This is a genomic window from Paenisporosarcina sp. TG20 (assembly GCF_000286315.1).
Lineage (GTDB): Bacteria > Bacillota > Bacilli > Bacillales_A > Planococcaceae > Paenisporosarcina.
The window spans coordinates 23,546-48,247 of record NZ_ALJG01000365.1 but is presented as its reverse complement, the minus strand read 5'-3'; the positions used below and the strand labels follow the sequence as shown (position 1 = coordinate 48,247).

The following is a 24,702-nucleotide window of genomic DNA, read 5'->3' as shown; positions in this document are numbered from 1 at the left end:
AATGAAAAAGTTTTCTTTTTGGTTAATACATATTATTCGGCAAGTATAATGCAATCTCTGGAAATAAATACAAAATTGCTATTAGTAATACGATTGGGATCATAAATATTGCCGCACCTTTAAATATATCCTCTAAAGATAAATCAGGCGCCGCGCCTCTTAGAACAAAGCAATTCATTCCAATAGGAGGTGAAATCATAGCTAATTCCATGACTAGAACTATAATTACTCCGAACCATATAAGATCCATATCCATCGAAATAATAAGAGGTAAAATAATTGGCAATGTCACTACAACCATTGCAAGAGAGTCCATTATCGCACCAAGTAAAATATACATTAAAATAATTATCCCGAATAAAGCAAACTTCGGTAAAGCTAATCCGTTAAGGAAATCTGATAATAAAAATGGTATTTTAGTAATTATCAAAAAGTAATTTAATAGAAACGCCATAATAATAATGGCAAATAAAAATCCAGTGGTTTTTAAAGTAGAAGATAGGGCTTCAATAAACGATATCAAAGTAAGTTTTCTTCTCAGCAACGCAATAATTAGTGTTAAAAATGCACCCACACCTGCAGCTTCTGTTGGATTAAATAACCCTACATACATGCCACCTACTACACAAGCGAATAACAGAAGAATCCATATCGTTGTTTTTAATGAAATAAATTTTTCTTTCCAACTTACTTTTTCTTTTATAGAAGGGGCTAGTCGTGGCTTAATCAGAACAACAATGTAAACCGTAACTAGATAAAACACCATAAGGAGAATCCCTGGAATGATACCTGCAACTAGTAATTGACCAATTGATTGTTCTGTCATCATTCCATAAATGATAAATAGAGTACTAGGAGGAATTAATACTCCTAATGTTCCCCCAGCGATAATTGAGCCGCCTGTAAGAGACTTGTTATAACCTGAGTTAATCATTTCTTTAGATGCAATAACACCCATTGTAGCTGTATTTGCCAAGCTTGATCCCGATGCTGCAGCAAACAAAGCAGATGAGCCTATAGTGGCCATAGCTAAACCGCCTCTTAATCTACTTAACCAAGCTCTAAAAGTTGCGAATAATTCTCCACTTATTCCACAGACATATAACAATTCACCCATCAAAACAAACATAGGAATGGTGCTTAAAGTGTAACTAAAACTGTGATTCCAAATAATTGTTTCAACAGCAGTTGTTAATGTATTCCAATCTTTTAAGTAAAGAATCCCGAGAAATGTTGGGACCACCATTGCAATGGCAATAGGAACTCTTAGAAACATCAAAATTAACATCAATATAATTCCTAGTAAACCGACTACCTCAACTGCCATTTTCTAGACCTCCTTCCGCGATTCCTGGTCTGTTTGAAAGATTGAAACAATGGGTAAGACTAGTTTCAATAGTCCTTGCATTCCCCACATTACGAAACCAAGAACAATAATATAATCGATTGGATAATAAGGGATATTCAAAAGTCCAGTACTTAACTGCATATGATTTTGATGATTCAATGCTACACCGATATAAATAAAACCAATTGTCAACGTAACCACAGTCGTCAATAAATTCGTGAAAATTTCAAAAATTTTCTGTACTTTTACGGGAAATCTATCTACTATTAGTCCAATTGCTATATGACTACCTGCCTGTTCTGTATACGCTAGACCACACATAATTAAAACGACCATTCCTAATTGCACAAGTTCTATGTCTCCAATAATGGGGGTAAATAACCATCTGTTAACAACACCAAACGTGATAAAAAACATCATTGAAGCCATAACCAATAAGGCAATATACCTGGTGAAACGTGTTGCAGTATTAATGATACTAGCAAATAGATTCAATTTTTTCACCTCTGTTCTTAATGGATACTTCTAACCCTATTAAAATAAGGTTAGAAGTATATATTAGTAATTTTAATAAGGTATTGGATAGCCAGCCTCTTCTAGAAGTTCAAATAAATATTGTGCCATTTCTTCGCCTGGATATCCTTTATCATTTGCATCATTGATCCATGCTGTCCAAGCTTCTTCTCCAAGTAGTCTAAAATTCTCTAGTTCTTCATCTGAAAGAGTAATAAATTCTCCCCGCTCTTTTACGAATTCTTCTAGCTCTTTATGAGATGATTCAAGCTCTGTTTCATAACTCGCAGTAATTAATTCAGTTAATTTCGGATTCAATTCTTCATCAAAAATTGTTTTTAAATCTGCTGGAAGACTATCATAAAAGTCTTTATTTATAATCGGTATTATAGGAGTAACAGATACTGCAAGTTTTGTAATGTAAGGTGCTGGTTCAAAGTATTTCAATCCTACTGCTCCTATTGGCGTGTAGAAAGCTGTATCAATAGTACTTTTTTGAAGTCCTTCATAGGTATCTTCCGTGGCTAAACTTACCGGAACACCGCCTAAACCTTGAACAAAAGCAATCTCACTTTTACCATTCACACGCATTTTTAATCCTTTTAAATCTGCTACGGATTTGATTGGTTTAGTGGAAAACAAATCATAACCATCAGTGGCGGTTGGACCTAATACAACAATGTCTGTTAAATCATCTTTTGCATACTTGTCTCCAAATTCTTGTAGTATACTTGCTGCTTCTTCTGGTCCTTCAAAAGCAAATGGTAAGTTCCCGACTGTATATGGGAAAAAGCCTGTATCATAAAAATAATTTGCAACGATCAAACCAACATCGTACAATCCACCACTGACATCCTGATAAACTGTACTTGATTTACCTAAGGCACTCCCGTGGAAAATATTTACTACTACTCGTCCATCAGTTTTTTCTTCAACAAGTTCTTTCCATGGTTCAAACACATTGTAAGCATAGTGGTGTGTTGAAGATGTCCAATTGTTCACATCTAGTTCAATGACCTCAACTTTGTCAGCGCTTACATTTTTACTTTCATTTGTACTCTCATCTTCACCACAAGCACTTAGAATCATTATGGACATAAGAAGTAAACTTAAAATCATATAAAACTTTATTCTTGGATTCATACTCTCTCCCCCTTATCTTTATACCGATAACCGGTAACGCGTACTGATAATCAGTATATTAATTTTATATTAACACGAACATTATTTAACAATCAATACTTTTTTGTAATTATTAAAATATTCTATTTTCAAATATTTTCTTAAAGTGAGTGTAAAGAAACTTCCAGAAATGTGCATTGGCTTGGTAGTAATTGTGTTTAGTATTACTCCCTTCTGTCATGTAAGGGGTAGTTGTAATAGTGAAATTCAACATCTCTTAACTCGTATACTTTACTGGAGGAGTAGTGTTGATTGATCTTGTATTATCTAGTAAAATAAGGGTTTATTGGTTGTAGTTTGTTTATGATTTATTATTCAAGTAAGTAATTGGGAGGTTAGATTTTGTCTAAAGGAGATTCAATGCAAACCATCGATAGGGCAATGCAAATACTCAAATCTTTTTCTGTTAATGTACCAGAATTATCACTAGCCGATCTACATCGTAAATTAGGTGTTTCCAAATCAAGTTTACAAAGAATATTAAATACCCTTATCTTACAAGGAGTTATAGATAAAGATGAAAAGAAAAAAACATATCAACTAGGATTAGAACTTTATTTTTTGGGACAATTAGTTGAAAAAAACTCTCACTTACTCTCGACATCCAAACCCTATATGGAAAAACTTAGAGATGAATTTGGCGAGTCAGTCGCGTTAAATATTATTTATCAAAAAAAAAGAAAATGCATAGGTTATGTAAGTGGTGGACATGAGTTAACAACAATAACTTATATAGGACAGACTTCTCCTTTATACGCAGGTGCATCTGCAAAATTATTAACGGCACACATACCTTCAGAAGAGTTGTGCGAGTTGTTAAGTGAAATAGAATTTAAACAAATAGCGGAGAATACGATTATGAATAAGGAAGAATTGATGAAAGAACTTACAAAAGTTTATCAAGAAGGCTTTGCTGTCAGTTGGGGTGAACGAGTAAAAGGTGCATTTTCTGTATCCGCACCAATAAGAAATCGCTTAGACGAAGTAATTGCAGGGGTAACGATAATTATCCCTACTGCCAGAGTAGACGAGAAAAAATTAAATCTATATATCGAATCTGTTAAAAAAACTGGCTTGTTAATCTCAAATGAATTTAAGTAATCAATAGACTACTCCCGACATTTTCTTTTATGTTAAATTCGAAAAAATTTACTTGATTGAAGCGGAAAGCGTCCGCCTTGAGCAAAAATCATCGGTATCATAATAGAACCTACTCCTTAAAATGCCTGGAATACCGAATTCATAGCACACACACACCAATTTCATATACTTTCTTATTTTTTAAGAAAAACGGGCACGCCCGGTCCTTGATTTGAGTGTTAGTAAAAATTGATTTTCCATATGTTTCACCTACGGTTTCCGGGTCGCTTTGGACGGCAAATGGCTGGTTTGCGTCCAACGAGAACCTTCAGCCAATTGGTATATCGTATTTTTGATTTGTGTTGATGAGAGGAAATACACTAATATTTTAAATTGCGGCAGAAGATACTATTTCTGTCTTTTTTTCATTTTTTAAGATGGGTATAAATATCAACGTAATTATGTACACTTTTGTTAGTCTTCCTTCTTCAAATGATCTTTAAGACGATAGGAATTTCCAATGATTTGAACGTGTACGAGTAACTTTAGGTATATTGCCATTCAGATATCTATCTATGGTTCTTCGATCTACACCCATTTCACGAGCCAGCATGCTTTTATTAATTTTCATATTTAGATTCTCCATTAGAATTTTTAATTTAGGTAAGTCTGTAAGACTATTAATTTCTAAATTAGTAGTTACGTCGACATTAAAATGCATAATATTCACCTCAAAATTATTATGCATGTATGTCAGTGAAACTGTACATCCTTAGACAATCATTTATGTACATTCTTATGCTAGCATTTATAGTTGGGCAGTTTTTAGCTACCTGGCGTAGGAAAGAGTTACCTATGTAGAAGAAACAACGTTTTACAAGTGGAAACTCTTCACATTTATCGGTTTAGCGAGAATTAAACTATAGAAAACACGTTTATAAATGAAAAAAACCTACAAAGAATATTTCCTTTGTAGGTTACTACTGTAAAACTTTAACTTCCCATCATTAAATTAGGGAACCATAATATAATTTCCGGGAAAATCGTAATAAGAACCACTACTAATAAAATGATTAAGAACGATGGTAGTGCATACCACGCAATCTTCAGTACGTCATCCCCGGTGAGCCCATGAATTACAAACAGGTTAAATCCTACTGGCGGTGTAATTTGAGCAACTTCAATCATTATGATCAAAAAGATACCAAACCAAAGAGGATCAAATCCGGCAGCAACAATTAAAGGTAAAGCTAATGGAAGACTCATTACAATCATGGAGAATCCATCTAGTAAACACCCAAGTAATAAGTACATGATAACCAAAATTAGTATTAACTCATATTTTGATAGTCCAAGAGTTCCAATAAATCCAGTTAATTTGCCAGGAAGTCCTAAGTATCCTATTACTACGGATAAATAAGAGGCAGAAATTACGATTAACATAATCATTGCATTTGTTTTAATTGTACCAAAAACCGCTTCCCAAAAAGAGGCTTTTGTTAAGCTTTTTGAGATAACAGCGAAAAACAATGCTCCAACAACCCCAATTGAAGCTGCTTCAGTAGGTGTTGCCCAACCAGCGTAAATACTACCTAATACGAGTACCATTAAAAGTATTACTGGAAGTAAAAGAGGAAGACCTTTTAATCGATCCGTCCATGTATAGTTCTCGCCTTTGGGTGCGAGTTCAGGGTTTATTAAACAGCGAATCATGATATAACCACTAAAACCAATTGCAAGCATGGCTCCTGGAATAATACCAGCGATAAATAGTTTACCGATACTTACGTTTGCAGAAATACCATAAACAATCATCATCATACTAGGGGGAATTAAGAACCCTAAAGTACCTGCTCCAGCTAAACTCCCTATACTAAGAGAACGGCTGTAATTTCTACCTGTCAATTCTGGCATCGTTATTCTACCAACCGTCGCCGTAGTTGCAGCAGAAGAACCACTAACGGCAGCAAACATACTACTAGCTACAATATTTACGTGAATTAATCGTCCTGGTAAAAAGGACATCCACGGAGACAAACCTTTAAACAGGTTTTCACTTATTTTACTTCTAAACAATATTTCTCCCATAAATATAAACAATGGGAGTGCCATCATTGTTGAACTGTTCGTCTCATTCCATAAAATATTAGTGATTACATTTAATGGAGGTGTGCTCGTAAAAAATAGAAAGCTGAGTATCCCAACCAGCATCAATGAGATACCAACCCAAAGACTACTTCCTAAAAATAAAATTAATAAACCTAATATAGTAAAAGAAACAATAGTTAAATCCAAGCTGTTCTCACCCCTTACGTTTAAGTAGATATATTATCAATGTCCTAACGCTTGGGACTCATCTTCATCTTCACCTAGTTCTCCGGAACGGAATTTGACAATTGATTTAATTATTTCAGAAACAAACTGTAGTGTGATTAGTAGTGAACCAAGAGGTAGTGCAAATTGCGGAATAGCCAAATATGTTTTACTTAATTGCATTGACTGGGATCCCGTCATTAAAGAGTCTAAAAAGAACTGAAATGTGGCTACGGTAAGAATACTAAACAACACTAATCCCACAGTGAACGTGTATAGATCAAGGATCAGGCGAGCTTTCTGACCTTTAAACCTCTTTTGGAGAAAGGCCATGCGAATATGACCCTTTTCTTTTAAAGTGTAAGCTAAACCCAAAAAAGTAACCCCAACCATGAAATAAGCAGAGTATTCTGATGTAATGTAGATTGTACTATCAAAGGCAGATCGCATAATTACCTCAGTTATAACTAAGACAACACTTAAAATCATAAGAATTCCTGCTAGGACACCAAATGCATTAGATGTTTTATCTATTATCCGGACAAACTTCTCCATATTTCTCCTCCTTGTTAAAGAAAAAGGCAACCGACAAAAACGTTCTTTTGCCGAGTTGCCTATCTGGCTATTTATTCACGACCGATTGCTTCATAATATTTATCAATAATTTGTTGAGCTTCAGGAGGAGCAGTTTTTAACCAATTCTGTCTAATTTCTTCTGTAATTGTCTCTAACTCACTTACTAACTCTTCACTTGGTTCAACTGTAGTTATTCCATTCTCAGTAGTAGTTTCTTCCGCTTTAGCATCAATTTCAGCTACTCTACTCCAAACGTCTTCTTCAATTTCTTTCCCAGCTTGTAGGATTGCATCTTGTGTTTCTTGGTCTAATTTATTAAATTGATCGAGGTTTACAGTAAGTGCATTAGTACCCATCATTACACTAATTGGCAAGTAATAATCCAGTACTTCCCAGAACTTACCGTCAACAGCTGAAGTAGTAGACGTCAGTACTGAGTCAATTACTCCTGTAGATAGTCCAGAATATACTTCACTAAACGGTAGTGGATATGGAGTTCCTCCTACTGCCTCAACGACCTGTGCTCCCATTGCATCATACGTACGCATTTTAAGACCCTTCATGTCTTCTAATGACGTAATTTCATTTTTAGTCCAGAAACCAGATATCGGCCAAGGGATTACATAAAGGATTTTTTGATTCCACTTTTCTTCGGCAACTGTATCGTAATAAGGACGAGCTATTTCATTTAAAGTTTTAGCTTCATCAAAGTTTCTATAAAGAAAAGGTAGAGTACTTAAGCCAAATAATGGTTCATCTCCAGAAACACTACTTAAAACCATATCACTCATAGTTACAGTATTATCTCTAACGACCTTTAGTAATTCAGAACCTTCATATCCCAAAGCACCATCCGCACGAAGTTCTATTTCTATCTGTCCGTCCGTCACTTCACTAACTTTATCACCATATTGAATAACGGCCTGACCTAAGTGATTACCTTCTGGATAACCAGAGTTAGCAATCCATGTAACGGACTCTCCAGCCTCTAAACCCTCATCTTGACCACCGCAAGCTGAAAGCACCATTGATAATACTAACAATGTAGATAAAAATATTGATTTACGCATTATTGTTTTCCTCCTCTGTGTTGTATTTATTACCAATGTAAATATATTACGCTAATCAGAATAGTCTAATAATATAAAACATAACTTAAGTCAACATTCTATCTTACTAATAAAACTTTTACAATAAGTTATCAAAATATTTTTCAGAAAATATTAAGAATTCTCGAAATTTTTTCCTATTAAAAGGAAGATACCTTTATATTATTTTCTTCAAGCTTTTGTCTTAACACTTTAATAAGATTTAATTGTGTTGGTGTATCTCCATGAACACAAAAAGTTTCTCCTTCAACAGCAACTTCCTCTCCTGTTATTGCTATAATCTTACCTTCTAAAATCATCTTTACAACTCTATCTGCTGCTATTTCAGGGTCAGTAATCAGAGCACCTTCATTTTTTCTTGAAACGAGCGTAAGATCCTTGTTATATGCTCTATCCACAAACAATTCTTTTATAAATGGTAATCCCTTTTCTTTAGCAACCTTATGTAACTGAGTATTAGGCTTTACAAAAATGGGCAAGTTCGGCTTGACTGCTAGTACTGCATCTACAATTGCAGTTGCTAGTTCCTTATCGTTATCAGCCATATTGTTTAATTCACCATGGGGCTTAATATGTTGCATGGGAACGTCGTGTTTTTTGCAGAAAATATCTAATGCACCAATTTGATAAATGATTAAGTTCATTAAGTCTTTTCTTGATATGTCCATATTTCGTCGACCAAATCCAATTAAGTCTGGAAACCCTGGATGAACTCCAACTCCTACTCCATGTAACTTGGCAATTCTGACTGTTTCATCCATTACATTTGGGTCTCCAGCGTGGAATCCACACGCTATATTAACGGAAGAAACATACTTAATCACTTCTTCGTCTATCCCTAATTTATATACTCCAAAACTTTCTCCCATATCGCAGTTTATATCTATTTTCATAATTATGATTCCTCCTTGGATTTTGTATTAATTAATGATTCTCCAACACAATGTTTGCAGGTAAAACTCTTCGATTAGTCATAAGCGCCCATTTTATAGCAGATGCCACATCTTCAGTAGACAACATCTTTTCTTGAGATTCTTTAGAGAATACCTCTCTCCCTTTCATATCATCCCTAAATCCTGTATTGATAGTGGAAGGGTTAATTGAAATGGCTCTTATACCATGAGACTTCATTTCGAGTGCTAAAGCTTTTGTGTAACCCTCTAAACCAAACTTTGAAACGCAGTAAATAGATTGATTCTCAACTACTCTCATTCCCAATACAGAAGAAACATTTACAATCATTCCATCTTGATTTTCAATCATAATAGGAAGTATTGCGTTTGTTAAAAGAAACACACCTTTTAGGTTAGTATTAATCACTTCATCCCATATTTCTTCTGTACAATCCAAGATTGGGTTATAATGCCCAACACCAGCATTATTAATTAGAAAATCTATTCTCTCGTAATTTCCAGTGAAATTATCTTTTAATTGACTTATTTCTTTAGCATTAGTCAAATCAACTGACATTACGCTTATATTAACGGCATACGAGCTTAGTTCTTCTTTTAAAGCAGTAAGTCTTTGTTTATCACGTGCTAAAAGAATTAAATTCACACCCTCTTCAGCTAATTGAATGGCTAAAGTCTTTCCCACTCCACGACTAGCCCCAGTTATAACTGCGGTTTTTCCACGTAAAGATTCCATGCTAATTTATCACTCCCGTCGGATAGTGCAGGTTAATTATGGTTTGCCATTTTTAATAAGTACAACCATTTCTCTTGTTTTGCCCATAAGTTTTGTGCTTCCTCAATGGGTATTGACTCGAATTGAATAGAATCTCCGGGTTTCTTTTGAGCCATTAAAGGAAGATCTACACCTATGATCATTCCAATCTTTGTGTACCCTCCTGACATTTGACAATCAGCCATTAACACTATTGGTTGTCCATTAGATGGAACTTGAATTGCACCGGGAGCAATATAATCGCTTAAGATATCTGCATTATCTTTATGAAACAGTTTTGTTCCGTCTAAACGATAACCCATCCTATCGGACTGATTTGTAACTTCATAAGTATTTTTAATAAAATCTTCCTTAGAACTATCTGTAAATCTATTGTCTTGAGGTCCCCAAATAAATCTTATATTTTTTTTGAAGTAAGAGTCCGGTCTATGATGAAATGGTAATTTTCTCCCTTTTAATTTCATGGAATCTATTACTGGTGGACCGACTTTTATAAAATCCTTTGACTTTATGGCCCTTCCTTCGAATCCACCATATTCCCCTCTTAGAAAGGTAGATTTACTCCCCATAATATCCTCTACATTAACCCCACCACTTATTGAAACGTAAGTCCTGCAACCACTGTTTGGAATTGCAAAGCTAAGCAAATCCCCATTATTAACTTGAATTGCACTCCACATTTCAATAGATTCACCATTTAATTTTGGTGAAGAATCTGCTCCAGTAATAGCAATAATACCATCACCATGGAAAATCAATTCAGGTCCTAAGAGGGTTGTTTCTATTCCGGCAAAGTGTTCAGGATTTCCTGTAATAATATTACCTATTCGCAGTGATAAGCTATCCATTGCACCTGCTGAAGAAATACCATATTGCTGAAATTTTTGCCTGCCTAAATCCTGTATTGTTGTTAGAAGCCCTGCTTTTTTACATTCTATGTATTCCATTGTTGATCCCACTCTTTTTGTTTAATCTTATCCCAATTCTCAGCTACCTCTTCAGAAATATTTTCATACCTTACATAATCACCAGCTGACAATAAATTTGGAGGATTTTTCTTTACATCAAAAACCTCCATTGGCGTCCACCCTATAATATGCCAACCACCTGGAGATTCAAGAGTATAGATATTTGTCATATCATTCGCTATGCCAATGCTTCCCTTAGGTACTTTTAATCTTGGGTTTGATTTCCTAAGCAGTTCAAGACGTTTGTCCACATTTCCCATGTAAGGAACTCCGTGGATAAATCCTACCATATATACATAATATTTTTTAGCAGTAATCATATTGATAATGTCATCTTTTGATATATCTTTTGTTTGGGAAACCTCTTCTAAATCAAGACCAAAGCGTTCATTAAATACTACAGGTACTGTAATTGTCTTATTTTCTATTTTCGCTTGTTCCTTATGTACTAGTAATAGTTTTTGCAACATTTTCTTCAATGGGTTAAATTGTATGATTAAAGAGTCATATTTTACCGCAATACTGGCCATCGTTGTAATGACACTAGAAACCCCATTTATATTTTCCTGCCTTATCATGCTTGCACAACTTTGAACCATTTGATTATTATCGATAGATAGAACATCCTCAAATTGAAGAACTAAAATTTGATCTCCCATTGGGACATATGTAATTTTAATTTTGTTATTCATAAATATTTAGGACCCCTTAACAGCATTAAGTTCAGCAATTATCAATAATTCAATTTCACTATAATTACTAGAATAATTAGAAACTTCAGTTTAAGTATAAGCTATTCAATAGAAATTTTCGAGTGTTTTTGATTTAAATACCATCAGGAGTTTAATTATTCTGGTTGGATGAGATCCTCCCAATTTTCACCTCTGTCAGATGGACCCTCATTTTCAGCTATTCCCGTTTAATACCCCTCCTCATTTCCCTGGTTCATTTTAAAAGTTGGCATTACATGGGTTATTGAATCGCTTATTTGATTAATTATATCTTCGGTAATTTCACTTATTTGGTTATGTATGATTGTCAAACATAATTATTTTCGCTTCATTTTTGCTAGGATTAAAAGATCGATGAGGTACATTATTCGGAATGATAAAGGAATCTCCCTTTTGCCACTCCACAACCGTATCCTCTAAATCCATTTTATAGACTCCTGAAATCACATAAATTGAATGTCCTTTATAGCAAACATGATCACCCTCATATCCAGGGGGGAATATAATTACCCTCATTCGTTCTGACTTTGTTTCTAACCATCTCGAAGCTGCTCCCTTTGCTGCCCGGTCGGATACATATGGCTCGTCATTTTTACTAACCATTAATTTCTTTAGATTTTCACTTTGTTTTCCTGACATCAAAAAAACCCCTTTCTTTAAATAATAATTAACATAAATCGTAGCTACTCTATTAATCGATTTTATATCCCCAGATTGATTAATTCTTCATTCGCTATAAACAGTCGGAATTCCTCTATAAAATACCTATTACCTATATGCAGAAAAGCGACCGAAGATTAATTCGGCCGCTCAAAATATCCTATATAATATCTTTAAATACAACACACTCAATTTTAAAGATGCGTTAAAACAAAATTGGTATGTACTACAATCTTCCTTTTATACCAATGCTGAAAGTACAGATACGCGGACTATAATTCCTAAAAGCTTGCTATTTTCATCCACGACAGCAATAGGGAACTTACTCTCAGTCGCTTTAGGAATTAAATCTTGTACATAGGCTTCCAAATCTGTTGTTTCAAAATCATTTCTTAATATATCAGACAGTTTTTTGTCTTCTTGATTAGCTTTAATAGCATCATCAATAGTAATAATCCCTTGAAGTTTACGTTCGCTATCCAATATGAATAGACTAGAAATCCCGTTGTCCTTCATTTCTTTTATAGCTAACTTAATACCGCCTTTTATTGTTCCAATAGCAGTAGGTTTAAACATAACATTTTTGGCTTGTAAAATTTTAGTACGATCAATATCCTGAACGAAGTCTTTAATATAAGCATCAGCAGGATTAGATAGAATTTCTTCAGGAGTACCAATCTGAACAACTTTCCCAGCCTTCATGACGGCAACACGATCGCCTAATTTAAAGGCCTCGTTGACATCATGTGTGATAAATATAATTGTCTTCTTTAATTTGTTTTGAATATCAAGTAGCTCTTGCTGCATTTCACGGCGAATTAATGGATCTAACGCACTGAATGGTTCATCCATTAATAGAATATCCGGTTCGGTCGCTAGAGCTCGAGCCAAACCTATTCGTTGTTGCATACCACCGCTAAGCTGGCTCGGCATTTTGTCTTCCCAGCCTCCGAGACCCACAGTCTCTATAACTGTTCTAGCAACTTTCTCCCGATCGCTTTTCGGCATACCTTTAATTTCTAACCCATACTCCACATTATTAAGAACTGTCCGATGAGTTAAAATACCAAAGTGTTGAAAGACCATAGCAATTTTATCTTGTCTAAATTTTCTTAACTGACTTTTGTTATAGGCTGTGATTTCCTCATCACCAATAAAAATCTTTCCACCAGTTGGGACATTCAACAAGTTCAAACAACGAATCAGGGTTGATTTCCCACTCCCTGATAATCCCATGATAACAAAAGTTTCTCCCTCTTCTACTTCAAATGAAACATCATGAACTCCAACTGTATGACCTGTTTCTTCTTCAATTTGCTCTTTTGTGCCACCATCTTTATTCATTTTTTTTAGAATAGACTTGGGATTACGTCCAAAAATCTTGCTGACATGTTCAACTTTTAATTTGGTTGTCATAAGTTAAACTCCTTCTTAAAGTTAATCAGCTATCTTTTAGCACGCTGATGTTTAACAATTATTCTTTGGCTTTAAAGCGGTTTGTTGCCGCCTGAGAAAGTCGATCTATTATAACAGCTAAAATGACTATGCTAATTCCAGCTTCGAATCCTCTAGCAGTGTCCAACCTACCCAACGCAGTTAATACTTCCATTCCTAATCCTCTAGCACCAACCATAGAGGCAATAACGACCATCGCAAGCGCCATCATAGTTGTCTGGTTTACCCCGGTCATAATCGTTGGAAGTGCTTGTGGTAGCTGAATTTTCCTTAAAATTTGCCAAGGAGTTGACCCAAAAGATTGTCCCGCTTCAATCATCTCTTGAGAAACCTCTCGAATTGCTAAATTAGTCAGACGAATCACCGGTGGTACTGCATAAATAATTGTTGCAAACACGGCAGGAACAAGTCCAAGTCCGAAGAAAACCATTGCAGGAATAAGGTAAACAAAGCTAGGCATTGTCTGCATGCCGTCTAAAATAGGTGTAACAATTGATTGTATGCGCTGATTGTAGGCCATCCAAATACCGAGGGGGATTCCTATCGTAAGGGAAACCAACACTGCCACCAAAATTAAGGCAAGTGTAGACATCATCAAGCCCCAATAAAGGCCTTCGCCTCCAAATGTTCCTACGAGAAAAATCATAGCTCCAAAAAAGATTCCCGTTTTTAAATTTATTAAGCGCCATCCTAAAGCAAATACAATCCCTACGATTACCCACCAAGGTAACCAAAGTAGAAACGATTCAATACCTAGTAAGATTTGTAAAAGAATGAAGCTAATCGCATCAAATCCAATTTCGAAGTTATCCATAAGCCAATCAATTAGCATTTCTGCATATATTCCAATTTCCAAAGTTATGTTGGGAAAATTATTCATAGGTTAGTTGGTATCCCCAAGATGGATGGGTTATCCAATTTCCCTCCATTCTTTATTTTAGTAGCAACCATAAGGTTATTTAGCATAGTGAGCATCTCTTCTTGTGGATTAAAGAGCTGCCTTGACCTTATCAGCAACATCTTGTGGTACCCATGAAATCCAAACATCTTCGTGTTCTTGTAAAAACCATGTAGCTACTTGATTGATACTCAGGTCGTTTTCTTCCATTTGCGCTAACGCTTCACTAATTAAAGTACTGTTTGTTTGGTAATTACTTAGAAATTCTGTAACCTCGGGTGCTTTATCAGGTAAGTCTTTGTGTGCATTAACTGTACATGTATTCGCCGGGAAAGCAGATGCGAATCCATTTGCCCATCTTTCTTCCGTATATTCAGGTTCCTCTAGAAGAGTCATTTCATATTTACCGGATACCCACGTAGGCTCCCAGTTGTATCCGACCCAAGGTTCTCCCTTTTCATGCGCACTAACTAGGGATGTATTAAGTGCTGCTTCCGAGCCAGGGCGAAAGTAATTATATGTTTCATTTAATTCAAATGTCTCCATTTTGACAGATAAGGTTTCGTCAACTTCCCATCCTGCTATCCCGCCGTAGATACGTCCTTTAGAAGGATCTTCAGGATCTTTAAAGATTTCCCAATACTTCGGCAAATCTGACACTGATTTTAAATCAGGTGCAATTGGCTCAATATTTCTTTCAGCATCGCCCTCAATTACATACGTTGGGACATACCAACCTTGAGCATTATCATCAAAGTTTACGCCAAGTTCAATCATGTCACCTTTTTCAATCATCTCTGGATATTGTTCACCCAGATTATCTGTCCAATTTTCCATGTATACATCAATGTCTCCATTTTCAATTCCAGTAAGAATCGCAGGAGTTGAACCCGGTATTAGTCTAGTTGGATGGTCATAACCATTTTCAATGATAAACTGTGCAACTGCTGTATGGAACTTAACACTATCCCAGGTGCCATCAGCTAGTCTAATGGTTGGATTTGCATTCTCATCTTCCCCGTTTCCACATGCTGTAACTAAAATGAGCATGGCTGCAATCATTAAAAGCATAGATTTTTTTATTAATCGGTTTCTCGTTAAAATTTTCATCTAATAAAATCCTCCTAGTAATTTTCTCTGCTTATTTATAGAACTGCCTATCTATTATATACTTAACATTACTCAAAATGTTCCTTAAATTAAGATTCGTCCTAATTATAGTTCTTTTTAACTATACATATATTAAGACATTTATCTTCCTTTTTTCACCACTCTTTTGATAAGTGTTGATGATAATAAAGATGGGGATTTTCTTACGTAAACATTCGCTTATTGTTCTCCTCCTGGTATATTTGATTATATTTACTTATTCTGTACACGTTTAGAATGTCTCGAAAAAATTAGTATTAAATACAATATTTTCCATGTTCGTCTAACGCGTTACAAAGGTCATGATGTTACACTTTCGGATGGGACCTTAATTTAAAAAAATGATCTCCTTGTAAAGATTCACCTACATAATTTCCGTATAGCAAAAGAAATGACATGTATTGATCCAAAATGTAATAAGTCAATTTTTCTTTATACAAAAGTACAAGAATCCTTACCTGAACTGATACGTATGAATATGATCAATGGGTTGCATAAGCATGATGGGAAACCATTTTATATCAGCGAAAGGCTAGGACAAACTGGGGGTTAATATACGTTTTGAAAGTCGTCCAGAGATTACAGTTACACCATTTGACTCCGGAAACTGTTTAATATAGGGGCAGTGAAAGTAATTTACTTTACTTTTTACTGACCTTTTTTTGTACGTATTTATAATTACTCTCAATTTATGGCATCTTTTAAAAGATTACTTTTCTATTAAGGTATACTGGTTCCTTTTAATTAAATTTAACTTATAATGAAAACTGGATTAATAATTTTAGCTTACATATAAAAGGAGATTGAAGGATGGAACCATTCTTACATGGTTTAATACTAGCATTCGGCCTGATTTTACCGTTAGGTGTTCAAAATATATTTATTTTCACTCAAGGAGCAATCCAAAAACCATTCATAAAAGCTCTACCAGCTGTTGTGACAGCTGGTGTTTGTGACACATTGCTTATTTCTTTAGCAGTTACTGGGGTTTCATTATTAGTATTAGGTTTTGATGTGCTGAGAAACTTATTATACGTAGTGGGATTCTTTTTCTTACTGTACATGGGATGGACGATGTGGAAAAGCAAAATAAATGTACCTAATCAAAACACAACTGTTAGATTCTCAGCGAAACGTCAAATTGTATTTGCCGCTTCGGTCTCCTTGTTAAACCCACATGCCATACTAGATACAATTGGGGTCATTGGAACCAGTTCTTTGAGTTATATTGACTTTGAAAAGTGGGTTTTTACTATTACATGTATAGTAGTATCATGGCTTTGGTTTTTCGGTTTAGCCATTTTAGGAAGGCAGGTTGGCAAAGTAGATGTAAACGGTCAATTATTAGGTAGAATAAATAAAATCTCTGCAATAGTCATATGGGGCATGGCATTATACTTCGCTTACACATTCTTAGTAACCATAAACTAAGTTTAATTCTATTGGAATGTCTGGGCTAGAAAAGATTTGAACCCTAATAAATAAAAGAATCCATCACCTCATTGGATGATGAATTCTTAGTATTTATGTTAAATCTTTAAGTCAATTTCAGCATCTACTTTTAACTCTTCAACATGAGCGGATAGTAGTTCTTGCTGTTTCTGTTCTTCAAGAATACCTTTGATTTCTTCACTGACTTCTTCAATTGGAGGCAGTTCTTGATCTGCTTCTTTAGCTTGTGCTGCAACCTGATCATAGTATGCTTTAACTTCTAGATAAGTTATTTCATCAGCAGGTACAACTTTTTCTTGATATTTTTCAAATATGATAGACTCGGCAATATCTTCTTTCAATGTGTTGACGTCCATGTTTTGTGCTTCCAACGCTAGCTGCATAGATTCTTCTCCACCGGATTGCTTTTCAAATGCTGCATATCTCTCGTCAACTTCCGCATCAGATGCAGTTAGGTTAGATTCTTTTGCTTTTTGCAAAATTAATGTTTGATTAACAAGCCTATTTAGCGCTTGAGTTTTAACTAATTCAACAGCTTCTTTGGTTGTTGGATCCTGCCCTGATTGCTGCAATTGTACTTGCACTGATGTCACTGCGGCATTATAATCAACACCTTTTAGTTCTTCACCATTGACAACAGCAACTACCTTACTATTGTCCACTAGCTGTTCAGCTAGCTTAGTCTGCATTTCTTCGACAGCAGCTTGTTCCTCATCAGTACCTTTTTGCGTTGTTTCTTCTTCTTCACTGCAAGCAGCTAAACTTAATGCTAAAGCACTTGTTAATAGTGGCAGTAATAATCTTTTAAAATTCAATGGTGTAAACTCCCTTCAATCTTTCATTTCTTAGTATAAGCCTAGTAAGCATTTTAACGAATATTGCTGATAAAATAAACTCATATCCCTCCATTATAATATACAATGATTGTATTCACATTTTTAGATGTAACGAGAAATGATATAAATTATAAAAAATTCGAATATATTCTATGTCTTTAAATTTTAATACTGAATTGGGGGAATTTTTTATGAGCATTTCAATTGTACAATTACAAGATATTGATATTGAAGATTTGTTTGAATTTGAGCTTGAAAATAGAGGTTTTTTTGAGGAAATGGTACCTACTCGTGGCGATGATTATTATATTTTGAACACCTTTAGAAAAAAGCATGAAGCCTTATTAGAAGAACAAACTCAAGGAATTTCTTACTTTTATTTAATTAAAGATATAAGGAGTTCTATTATTGGAAGAATGAACTTAGTTTATATAGATGAAAATCAAAAGTTAGGTCACATTGGTTATAGAGTTGGACAAGCTCACATTGGTAAAGGTGTAGCTAATAATGCACTTAAGTTACTATTAGAAACAATGATTGTGAAAGACTTGAAACAGATTAAAGCAAAAACAACAACTACTAACATTGCGTCTCAAAAAGTTTTAGAAAAAAACGGATTTAAGTTTATAGAATGTAGTGATGAAGAATTTGAAATGAATGGACAAAAATTAAAGTTCATTCACTATATTTGGACTAAATAACTTCTGTATTCGCAAAATAAAAGAAGCTACTCACCTAATAAAATTAGTGTGATTAGCTTCTTATGCTATTTAGCAAACTTCTGTTTGATACATGGGGAAAAGCAAGTATCCGAAAAAATTCTTCTAGAAAGTATCTATTTAATGGTATCGATAAAATGTTTTAACAAACGAGCTGTTAAGCCCCATATCGTATACTGCTTATACTCATAAAACCATTCTTCCATCGCCCGGGGCCTCCATTGGTACTGATCACCGTTCGCAATCTTATCGTAAGGAAAATCAATTAATGGCTGTGGTTGAACAGGAACCATATGCTTATAAGGTTGATGAGATAACAACCACTTGACCGGAACCGTGAATACCTCTTCGACCTCTTCTTTGTTGAGGTTATATGTAAGAGGGTTATCGATGGTCGCTACAAATGGATAGACAACAAATGTTGATGTTGGAATAAAAACACTCATTTGCCCCAGAATCTGAATCGCTGATGGATCAATACCTAACTCTTCATGGGTTTCACGGATAGCTGCATCTAGTGGTGTTGCATCTGTTGGATCGATTCTGCCACCTGGAAAACTAATATCCCCTGGTTGACGCCTCATTGTCAGTGAACGAACTTCAAAAAGCACATGCCATTCTTCATCCACCTTTACTAGTGGAATTAGAACTGCAGAACGCATGGCTGTCTCTTCTCCTATAAAAAGAGGCTGATTTATATTTAACTCATTTTTAAGCTTTTCTATAAACATAAGATCTCCCCTAAATGAATATTTCGTATATTCATATGGTACCATGAATGAAATCACGTAATGAAAGAAGATTACTTTTTTTAAAATTAAACATTAGCTTATAAACTCCAAGCTCTCGAATCATCACAGGTTTTGTACCACTGATCCTTCGATTTCATGTTGGGTTGATTCAAGAAAACGATTATAACAAAAAAAGACTGAAATTGTAATATCTGTAGCTCAAGATTTCTTATAACCCCAGTGAAGTTTCCCAATGGTATAAGAAAAATCGGTCAAAGTACGCCCGGTCCTTTATAAGATAGCCTTTTAATTAAGTCTAGTGATTTCCGTTACAGCCGGACTCTTTACGCGGACGATCCATCAGCTTTATCGTCGCTTGAAAAACCTGCTCCTGTAGGGTCTCACATGAACACCCTGTACCGTTGGAGTCGCAGCCTTCCACAACATAAAAACGCCATGAACACTGGGTTCATGGCACTCTATAATTATATACTTGTTTATCTACAAGAAAAACCCCACTTCCGTTTAGAAAGTGGGGTTTTACAATTGATTAGTTACCTAAATACTTATCAAGTTCTATTAAGATGCTTTCAGGTACTGCAACATCTCCACCTAATACATCTGCATACTCTACGCCTAAGTCTTGTAAATGCTTACCAAGCTCAGGAGTAACTGTTTTACCAACAATATAGACGCCACTTCCTTCTTTAGCAGCTAAGACTCCACCAGCTAAAGCATCTGCGAAGTTCGTACCAGTTGAAACGAAAACTCTCTTCGTATCATCTGCGAAGAACTCAGAAATTGCAAGTGATGTTTCATAACGTGTTTCACCAAAAATTCGGTAGCTACCAGGCAATGAAGCTAACACGCTATCATTAATCGCAATTGCACCACCAATTACATATGTTTTCGAAACTCCAGCTTTCACTAGTGCATCTTGTGTTGCTTTTGGTAATGAAGAATCTCTTGTTAATAGGATTGGTAAACCTTGCTCAGCTGCATAGCTAGAAACAGACAATGCATCTGGGAAGTTTAAGCCACTAGCAATTACTGCTGTATCGTACTTTCCGAATTTACCAGCAATTTTAGCTGCTGTTTCATAACGGTCTATACCAGAAATACGCTCTACAACGATTCCATCTTGAGTGAGTTTCGTTACAACGTTTTCAGCAATTGCACCTTCTCCACCAAGAACAACCACTTTAGAAGCACCTAAGCGCTTAATTTCATCATAAGTTGTTGCTGGAAGTGAAGTTGATTTAGCTAATAATAATGGTCCACCTAAATGATGTGCTAATGGCACACCAGCTAATGCGTCCGCATATTGATCGCCACGAGCAAGGACAACAGTACTTGCTGTATCCCAACCTTTTTGACTTACTTTAACTGCTGTTTCATAACGGTCAGAACCATTAATTCTTTCAGCACGTAATTCAGAAGCAGAACGTTCTACTGTCACTTCTTTCACAACTCTATGGCCTGCTGCATCCTCAACAACTACATTGAATGTATTTACCCCTTCAGATAAATCAACGGATACTGCCACTGTTTCATTTGTTGGGTTTATAATTTTCGTTTCTTCTATATAAGCTCGATTAAATGCTACTTCTCCATCTACTGTTACTTTAACAGCATTGAAGTTATCTTTAACGAATAAGTTAAAGTCTAATTTTGAAACATCATTATTTACAACTTTTGGAGCATCATGACCAACAGTAGGTGCAGTTACATCAATGAAGAATGAACGTGCAATTGCAAATGAGTTACCATTTACGTCTACAGCTTCAATCTTCACGTCTTTGCGTCCTTCAGTATCAAATGATACTGTAGTTTCAAAGTTGTAAACATTTTTGATAGTGTCAAAAGTGAATGCAACATCTTGGTCGTTAACTGTTACTGTATCGAGCATTGCTTCTTTAATTGTACCTTTTACTAAAATGTCTTTTGTATTATAAAGACCATAAGGTGATGGCGTGTTACCACCTAAAAGTATAACTGGGAAATCAGTATCGTCTATTACGTTTGCTGCATATCCCATGTTATATCCATGGTCGATTGGAACGACTTCAATTACTTCTACACTTGACGCTTCTAAATCATAGTCACCTAGGTTTACTTCTGTATTTGAAGCGTTAAAATAACCTGTTGTTATTCTATTCCCATTGACAAATAATGCATATCTCGCTGTACCAACTTCGTCTGCAAATGTAAAACTCGCTACATTTGTTTCTTTGTTAAACGCAACTTCTGCAGTTGGAGCAATTGTATCCACATAAACTGGTACTTTAGTAGACTGCCACTCAGCATTTTCATAATCTACTTTAGCTTTTAGCTCATAGTTATATAAACCGTCTTCTACTATCTCATTCTTAACTTTACCATTCCAGGTACGAGAATCATTATAACTATACCAGCTACCTCTTCCACCATTGTAGTAGTTTTTCCGAACATCTTGTTCTTTGTTTACAGAACTTAATTGCGTATCCCCATTACTATTTAAAACATTTGTTTCAAGTTCTTTAGCATTTCTCAATAGTGACGGTAATGATAGAATATCTTCCGATAATCCATCGCCATTTGGAGAAATCACATAAACTTCTTCCCCATTAACTTCAACTGGTTTTTGGAAATATTTACCGCCATCTGTTAGCATATTTGAGAATTTGTATGCATCAAACAAATATTGATAGAACTTGTCATCAGCTTCAAAGTTGTCAACAATCGCAGGACGATCCCATTCACCGTAAAAACCGATATAAGGAACTACTAGGTCTGGAGTTGTTGCAATGTCACTAGTCAACTTCACAAATCCTTCAACGAATACGTCTTCTTCAAGATCTTTGAAGATTTCATCGCCATCATTGTTAATTCCTGATACTTGAGCATTTGTTAAATCAACCGAGATTGTTATATCAACTTGTCCATTTGCAGGAACTGTAACTGTTTCGGGTGCTGTTACTATTACGTCTTTTAAGTCTCCAGATTGTAATAGGTTGTAAACAGTGTCACCATATTCTTCGAATCTATCTGCAAGAACAGAAGCGCCCACAGTATATTTAACTTCTTCATCCGTCAAATTCTCGGCAGTAACAGTCATCGAGAATGTTTTAGATTGGAAGTCTTTAAGGTTTACTTTTGCTTCTCCAGTTGATTTGTCGGTTACAACGACTGGTGTATTTACTGCTGCATGCAATTGCATCATACCTGCACCTTGACGTCTTGGAGAAATTTCATCACCCTCTAAACCGAGTGTAATATCTGCTGTGTTCATTAATAATTTTTTCGCTAAGCGAGTACGTTGATCAGCTGTGTATTCGCTAAAACGTGAATCACCTTTTAGATATTGTTGAATTAACGCTGCCCCACCAGAAACATGTGGTGCTGCCATTGATGTACCGCTCATGACCGTATATTTATCGTCATTTACAGTTGAGTAAATGTTTCCACCTGGTGCGGATAGCTCAGGTTTAAACTCTAAGTCAGGTGTTACACCCCATGAAGTAAAGTCAGTTGCACGACCAACTTCTGGATTTTCTTTTTTCTCGTCTTGCTTAATACCTAAAGTGATTGAACTCTTATCAGCTAAAAGTGCTTCAAAAGCTAATCCATCAGAACGTGTTGACTTCATGAAAGGAATATCCCAGCCACCTTGATCTTTATAGAACACTGTTGAAGTTGAGTTATAAACGATAATTCCTGCTGCACCAGCTGCGGCGGCATTCATCGTTTTATCAACAAACGTTAACGCTCCACGCTCAACAAGAACGACTTTCCCTTCAACATCAATTCCGTTGTAATCCGCTACGGCACCTAAAGCAGCTTGGTTACCTGTTAACGCTTTCAAACTAACAACTTCTACTTCTCCAAGATCCGTCCAGTCATCCACACCGAAACCTGTGATTGCTGTATCTGCATTAGATAATGTATGTGTAAATTCATAAACTAAATTACCTGTTGCAGCAACTTGGATTGTGTCTTTGTTCAAACCTGGTGCTCCTACTAAGCCATAGTCAGGGTTTTTGTAGAATGGGCTATCATAGCCATAGCCTATTGTTCCTGAGTTTCCTGCAGAAACCGAAGCTACAATTCCGTTTGCAACAGCATTCGTAATCGCTGCATCTTCTGCGCTATCTTCTTCGTAGAATGAAGAGGTAGAACCTAAACTCATGTTCAATACATCGGCCCCTAATGTAACTGCATCTTCAATTGCAGCTAAATAAATATCCGAGAATGTTGATGGGAAATTCGGGTCATTACTAAATACTTTCATCCCTAATACTTGTGCTTCTGGGGCAACGCCTTTTATACCACCATTTTCGGTATCGCCGTTAGCTGCAACAGTACCAGCCACGTGCATACCATGCATAGATGCTGCTGGTCCTATATCTATGATCGTATCATTTAAATCATAGTAATTATAAGCGTATGGAACTTTAGCCGTGTAGAATTTACCTTTTAAACCTGCTGCTGTAACTTCATCAGCAGTTACCTCACCTGATGCGTTATCAGTTAATATGAAATCTTTGTGACTAACATCAGTGCCTGTGTCAATAACTGCCACAACCATACCTTCACCTTTGAACTTTGAATCTGCCCAAATTTGATAAGATTGGATGAAGTCATGACTTGTTGTCATGTCTGGAGTAATTTGTGGTTTTTCGTACTCGTTTGCTAGATATACTTTTTTAACGTTTGATAGGCTTTCAATTTTTTCCACATCCGCATAGCGAACTAGACCACTAAACCCGTTAAAAGTAGTTGTATAGTCAAATTTAGATTTGAAGTCAATTCCTTGTGTAGAAATCTTTTCTTTCAGAGAATCATGTGTTCTTTTGAGGTTTTTAGAAATTTGTGTTTTTTCAGTAGAAGATAATTCTTTATATAACAATCCTTTACCAGTAGCTACTTCAATTGCAGATGAACCCTCTACTTCAACGATGACACGTACTTCATCTTCTGGGTTTAAATTTGCTTTTAAATCTTTTTTCTCAAACTTTTTCGCTTCTAATTGTTTAATAAGTTTTGCTTTTTCGTTTGACAGAACATTTAGGACTTTAGCATCCTTTTCAATATTGGGATCTAGTGCTTCCCCATTTCTCTCTGCCGACATATAAGATGCGTTACTAAGTACTAATCCTGTTACCAGGAATGTCGAGAGATACTTTCTCCATACGTTCTTACCACTCATCAAATCATTTCCTCTCCGGAATCATGTTTTAGTAGAGAAATACCTAAATTAATAGAATTAACTAGTTTTTCAGATAATCTCTTCAACACAGATTATACCAATATAGGT

At 35.5% G+C, this 24,702-nt stretch carries 21 protein-coding genes and 1 pseudogene; 4 read left to right on the top strand and 18 right to left on the bottom strand.

The window, feature by feature from the left end; genetic code table 11:
• Positions 1 to 22: 22 nt before the first annotated feature.
• The 3 genes from B371_RS0120710 to B371_RS0120700 form a co-directional block, all read right to left on the bottom strand.
• Positions 23 to 1,327, bottom strand: coding sequence for a TRAP transporter large permease (locus tag B371_RS0120710; protein ID WP_019416246.1), 1,305 nt, complete (start codon positions 1,325 to 1,327; stop codon positions 23 to 25).
• 3 nt (positions 1,328 to 1,330) lie between these two features.
• Positions 1,331 to 1,852 (bottom strand): TRAP transporter small permease, encoded by a 522-nt coding sequence (locus tag B371_RS0120705; protein WP_237721567.1) that lies wholly within the window; start codon positions 1,850 to 1,852, stop codon positions 1,331 to 1,333.
• A 63-nt stretch (positions 1,853 to 1,915) separates the two neighbouring features.
• A complete protein-coding gene (locus tag B371_RS0120700; RefSeq protein WP_019416244.1) occupies positions 1,916 to 3,004 on the bottom strand; it encodes a TRAP transporter substrate-binding protein in 1,089 nt (362 codons plus the stop codon).
• A gap of 381 nt (positions 3,005 to 3,385) precedes the next feature.
• On the opposite strand from B371_RS0120700, the gene B371_RS0120695 reads away from it, so the two are divergent.
• Complete coding sequence (locus tag B371_RS0120695) at positions 3,386 to 4,144, top strand: IclR family transcriptional regulator (RefSeq protein WP_019416243.1); 759 nt, start codon at positions 3,386 to 3,388, stop codon at positions 4,142 to 4,144.
• A 478-nt stretch (positions 4,145 to 4,622) separates the two neighbouring features.
• On the opposite strand, the gene B371_RS0120685 is transcribed toward B371_RS0120695, so the two are convergent.
• The 12 genes from B371_RS0120685 to B371_RS0120625 all read right to left on the bottom strand — a co-directional run bounded on the left by B371_RS0120685 (position 4,623) and on the right by B371_RS0120625 (position 15,629).
• Entirely contained in the window at positions 4,623 to 4,844 is a 222-nt protein-coding gene (locus B371_RS0120685; protein WP_019416241.1) for a helix-turn-helix transcriptional regulator, read from the bottom strand.
• 272 nt (positions 4,845 to 5,116) lie between these two features.
• Positions 5,117 to 6,418 carry a TRAP transporter large permease gene (locus B371_RS0120680; protein ID WP_019416240.1) on the bottom strand — a complete coding sequence of 434 codons (1,302 nt, stop codon included), beginning with the start codon at positions 6,416 to 6,418 and terminating at the stop codon, positions 5,117 to 5,119.
• Positions 6,419 to 6,454: 36 nt separating this feature from the next.
• Positions 6,455 to 6,991 carry a TRAP transporter small permease subunit gene (locus B371_RS0120675; protein WP_019416239.1) on the bottom strand — a complete coding sequence of 179 codons (537 nt, stop codon included), beginning with the start codon at positions 6,989 to 6,991 and terminating at the stop codon, positions 6,455 to 6,457.
• 71 nt (positions 6,992 to 7,062) lie between these two features.
• On the bottom strand, positions 7,063 to 8,082 hold the full coding sequence (locus B371_RS0120670) for a TRAP transporter substrate-binding protein (protein WP_019416238.1): 1,020 nt from the start codon (positions 8,080 to 8,082) through the stop codon (positions 7,063 to 7,065).
• 179 nt (positions 8,083 to 8,261) lie between these two features.
• Positions 8,262 to 9,014, bottom strand: a complete 753-nt coding sequence (locus B371_RS0120665; protein ID WP_019416237.1) for a LamB/YcsF family protein — start codon at positions 9,012 to 9,014, stop codon at positions 8,262 to 8,264.
• A 31-nt stretch (positions 9,015 to 9,045) separates the two neighbouring features.
• The gene (locus B371_RS0120660) at positions 9,046 to 9,768 is read right to left on the bottom strand and encodes an SDR family oxidoreductase (protein WP_019416236.1); all 723 of its coding nucleotides are present in this window, start codon (positions 9,766 to 9,768) and stop codon (positions 9,046 to 9,048) included.
• A 32-nt stretch (positions 9,769 to 9,800) separates the two neighbouring features.
• Positions 9,801 to 10,754, bottom strand: a complete 954-nt coding sequence (locus B371_RS0120655) for a biotin-dependent carboxyltransferase family protein (protein ID WP_019416235.1) — start codon at positions 10,752 to 10,754, stop codon at positions 9,801 to 9,803.
• The gene (pxpB, locus tag B371_RS0120650) at positions 10,742 to 11,467 is read right to left on the bottom strand and encodes a 5-oxoprolinase subunit PxpB (protein WP_019416234.1); all 726 of its coding nucleotides are present in this window, start codon (positions 11,465 to 11,467) and stop codon (positions 10,742 to 10,744) included. The genes B371_RS0120655 and pxpB overlap by 13 nt, the downstream gene beginning before the upstream one ends.
• 333 nt (positions 11,468 to 11,800) lie before the next feature.
• Positions 11,801 to 12,145 (bottom strand): cupin domain-containing protein, encoded by a 345-nt coding sequence (locus B371_RS22300; RefSeq protein WP_019416233.1) that lies wholly within the window; start codon positions 12,143 to 12,145, stop codon positions 11,801 to 11,803.
• 261 nt (positions 12,146 to 12,406) lie between these two features.
• A complete protein-coding gene (locus B371_RS0120640) occupies positions 12,407 to 13,582 on the bottom strand; it encodes a glycine betaine/L-proline ABC transporter ATP-binding protein (RefSeq protein WP_019416232.1) in 1,176 nt (391 codons plus the stop codon).
• Positions 13,583 to 13,640: 58 nt separating this feature from the next.
• Positions 13,641 to 14,501 carry a proline/glycine betaine ABC transporter permease gene (locus tag B371_RS0120635; protein ID WP_019416231.1) on the bottom strand — a complete coding sequence of 287 codons (861 nt, stop codon included), beginning with the start codon at positions 14,499 to 14,501 and terminating at the stop codon, positions 13,641 to 13,643.
• Positions 14,502 to 14,609: 108 nt separating this feature from the next.
• Positions 14,610 to 15,629, bottom strand: coding sequence for an ABC transporter substrate-binding protein (locus B371_RS0120625; protein ID WP_019416229.1), 1,020 nt, complete (start codon positions 15,627 to 15,629; stop codon positions 14,610 to 14,612).
• A 499-nt stretch (positions 15,630 to 16,128) separates the two neighbouring features.
• Between B371_RS0120625 and B371_RS24220 the strand changes: the two are divergent.
• A pseudogene (locus B371_RS24220) lies at positions 16,129 to 16,288 on the top strand (hypothetical protein); the annotation flags it as partial.
• 190 nt (positions 16,289 to 16,478) lie between these two features.
• A complete protein-coding gene (locus B371_RS0120620; protein ID WP_019416228.1) occupies positions 16,479 to 17,099 on the top strand; it encodes a LysE/ArgO family amino acid transporter in 621 nt (206 codons plus the stop codon).
• Between the two features lie 98 nt (positions 17,100 to 17,197).
• Here B371_RS0120620 and B371_RS0120615 read toward each other — a convergent pair whose 3' ends face one another.
• The gene (locus B371_RS0120615) at positions 17,198 to 17,935 is read right to left on the bottom strand and encodes a SurA N-terminal domain-containing protein (protein ID WP_019416227.1); all 738 of its coding nucleotides are present in this window, start codon (positions 17,933 to 17,935) and stop codon (positions 17,198 to 17,200) included.
• A 212-nt stretch (positions 17,936 to 18,147) separates the two neighbouring features.
• On the opposite strand from B371_RS0120615, the gene B371_RS0120610 reads away from it, so the two are divergent.
• Positions 18,148 to 18,657, top strand: coding sequence for a GNAT family N-acetyltransferase (locus B371_RS0120610; RefSeq protein WP_019416226.1), 510 nt, complete (start codon positions 18,148 to 18,150; stop codon positions 18,655 to 18,657).
• A 134-nt stretch (positions 18,658 to 18,791) separates the two neighbouring features.
• On the opposite strand, the gene B371_RS0120605 is transcribed toward B371_RS0120610, so the two are convergent.
• Together B371_RS0120605 and B371_RS0120600 are read right to left on the bottom strand one after the other, a co-directional pair.
• On the bottom strand, positions 18,792 to 19,406 hold the full coding sequence (locus B371_RS0120605) for a CoA pyrophosphatase (RefSeq protein ID WP_019416225.1): 615 nt from the start codon (positions 19,404 to 19,406) through the stop codon (positions 18,792 to 18,794).
• Positions 19,407 to 19,956: 550 nt separating this feature from the next.
• The gene (locus B371_RS0120600) at positions 19,957 to 24,594 is read right to left on the bottom strand and encodes a cell wall-binding repeat-containing protein (protein ID WP_019416224.1); all 4,638 of its coding nucleotides are present in this window, start codon (positions 24,592 to 24,594) and stop codon (positions 19,957 to 19,959) included.
• Positions 24,595 to 24,702 lie beyond the last annotated feature (108 nt).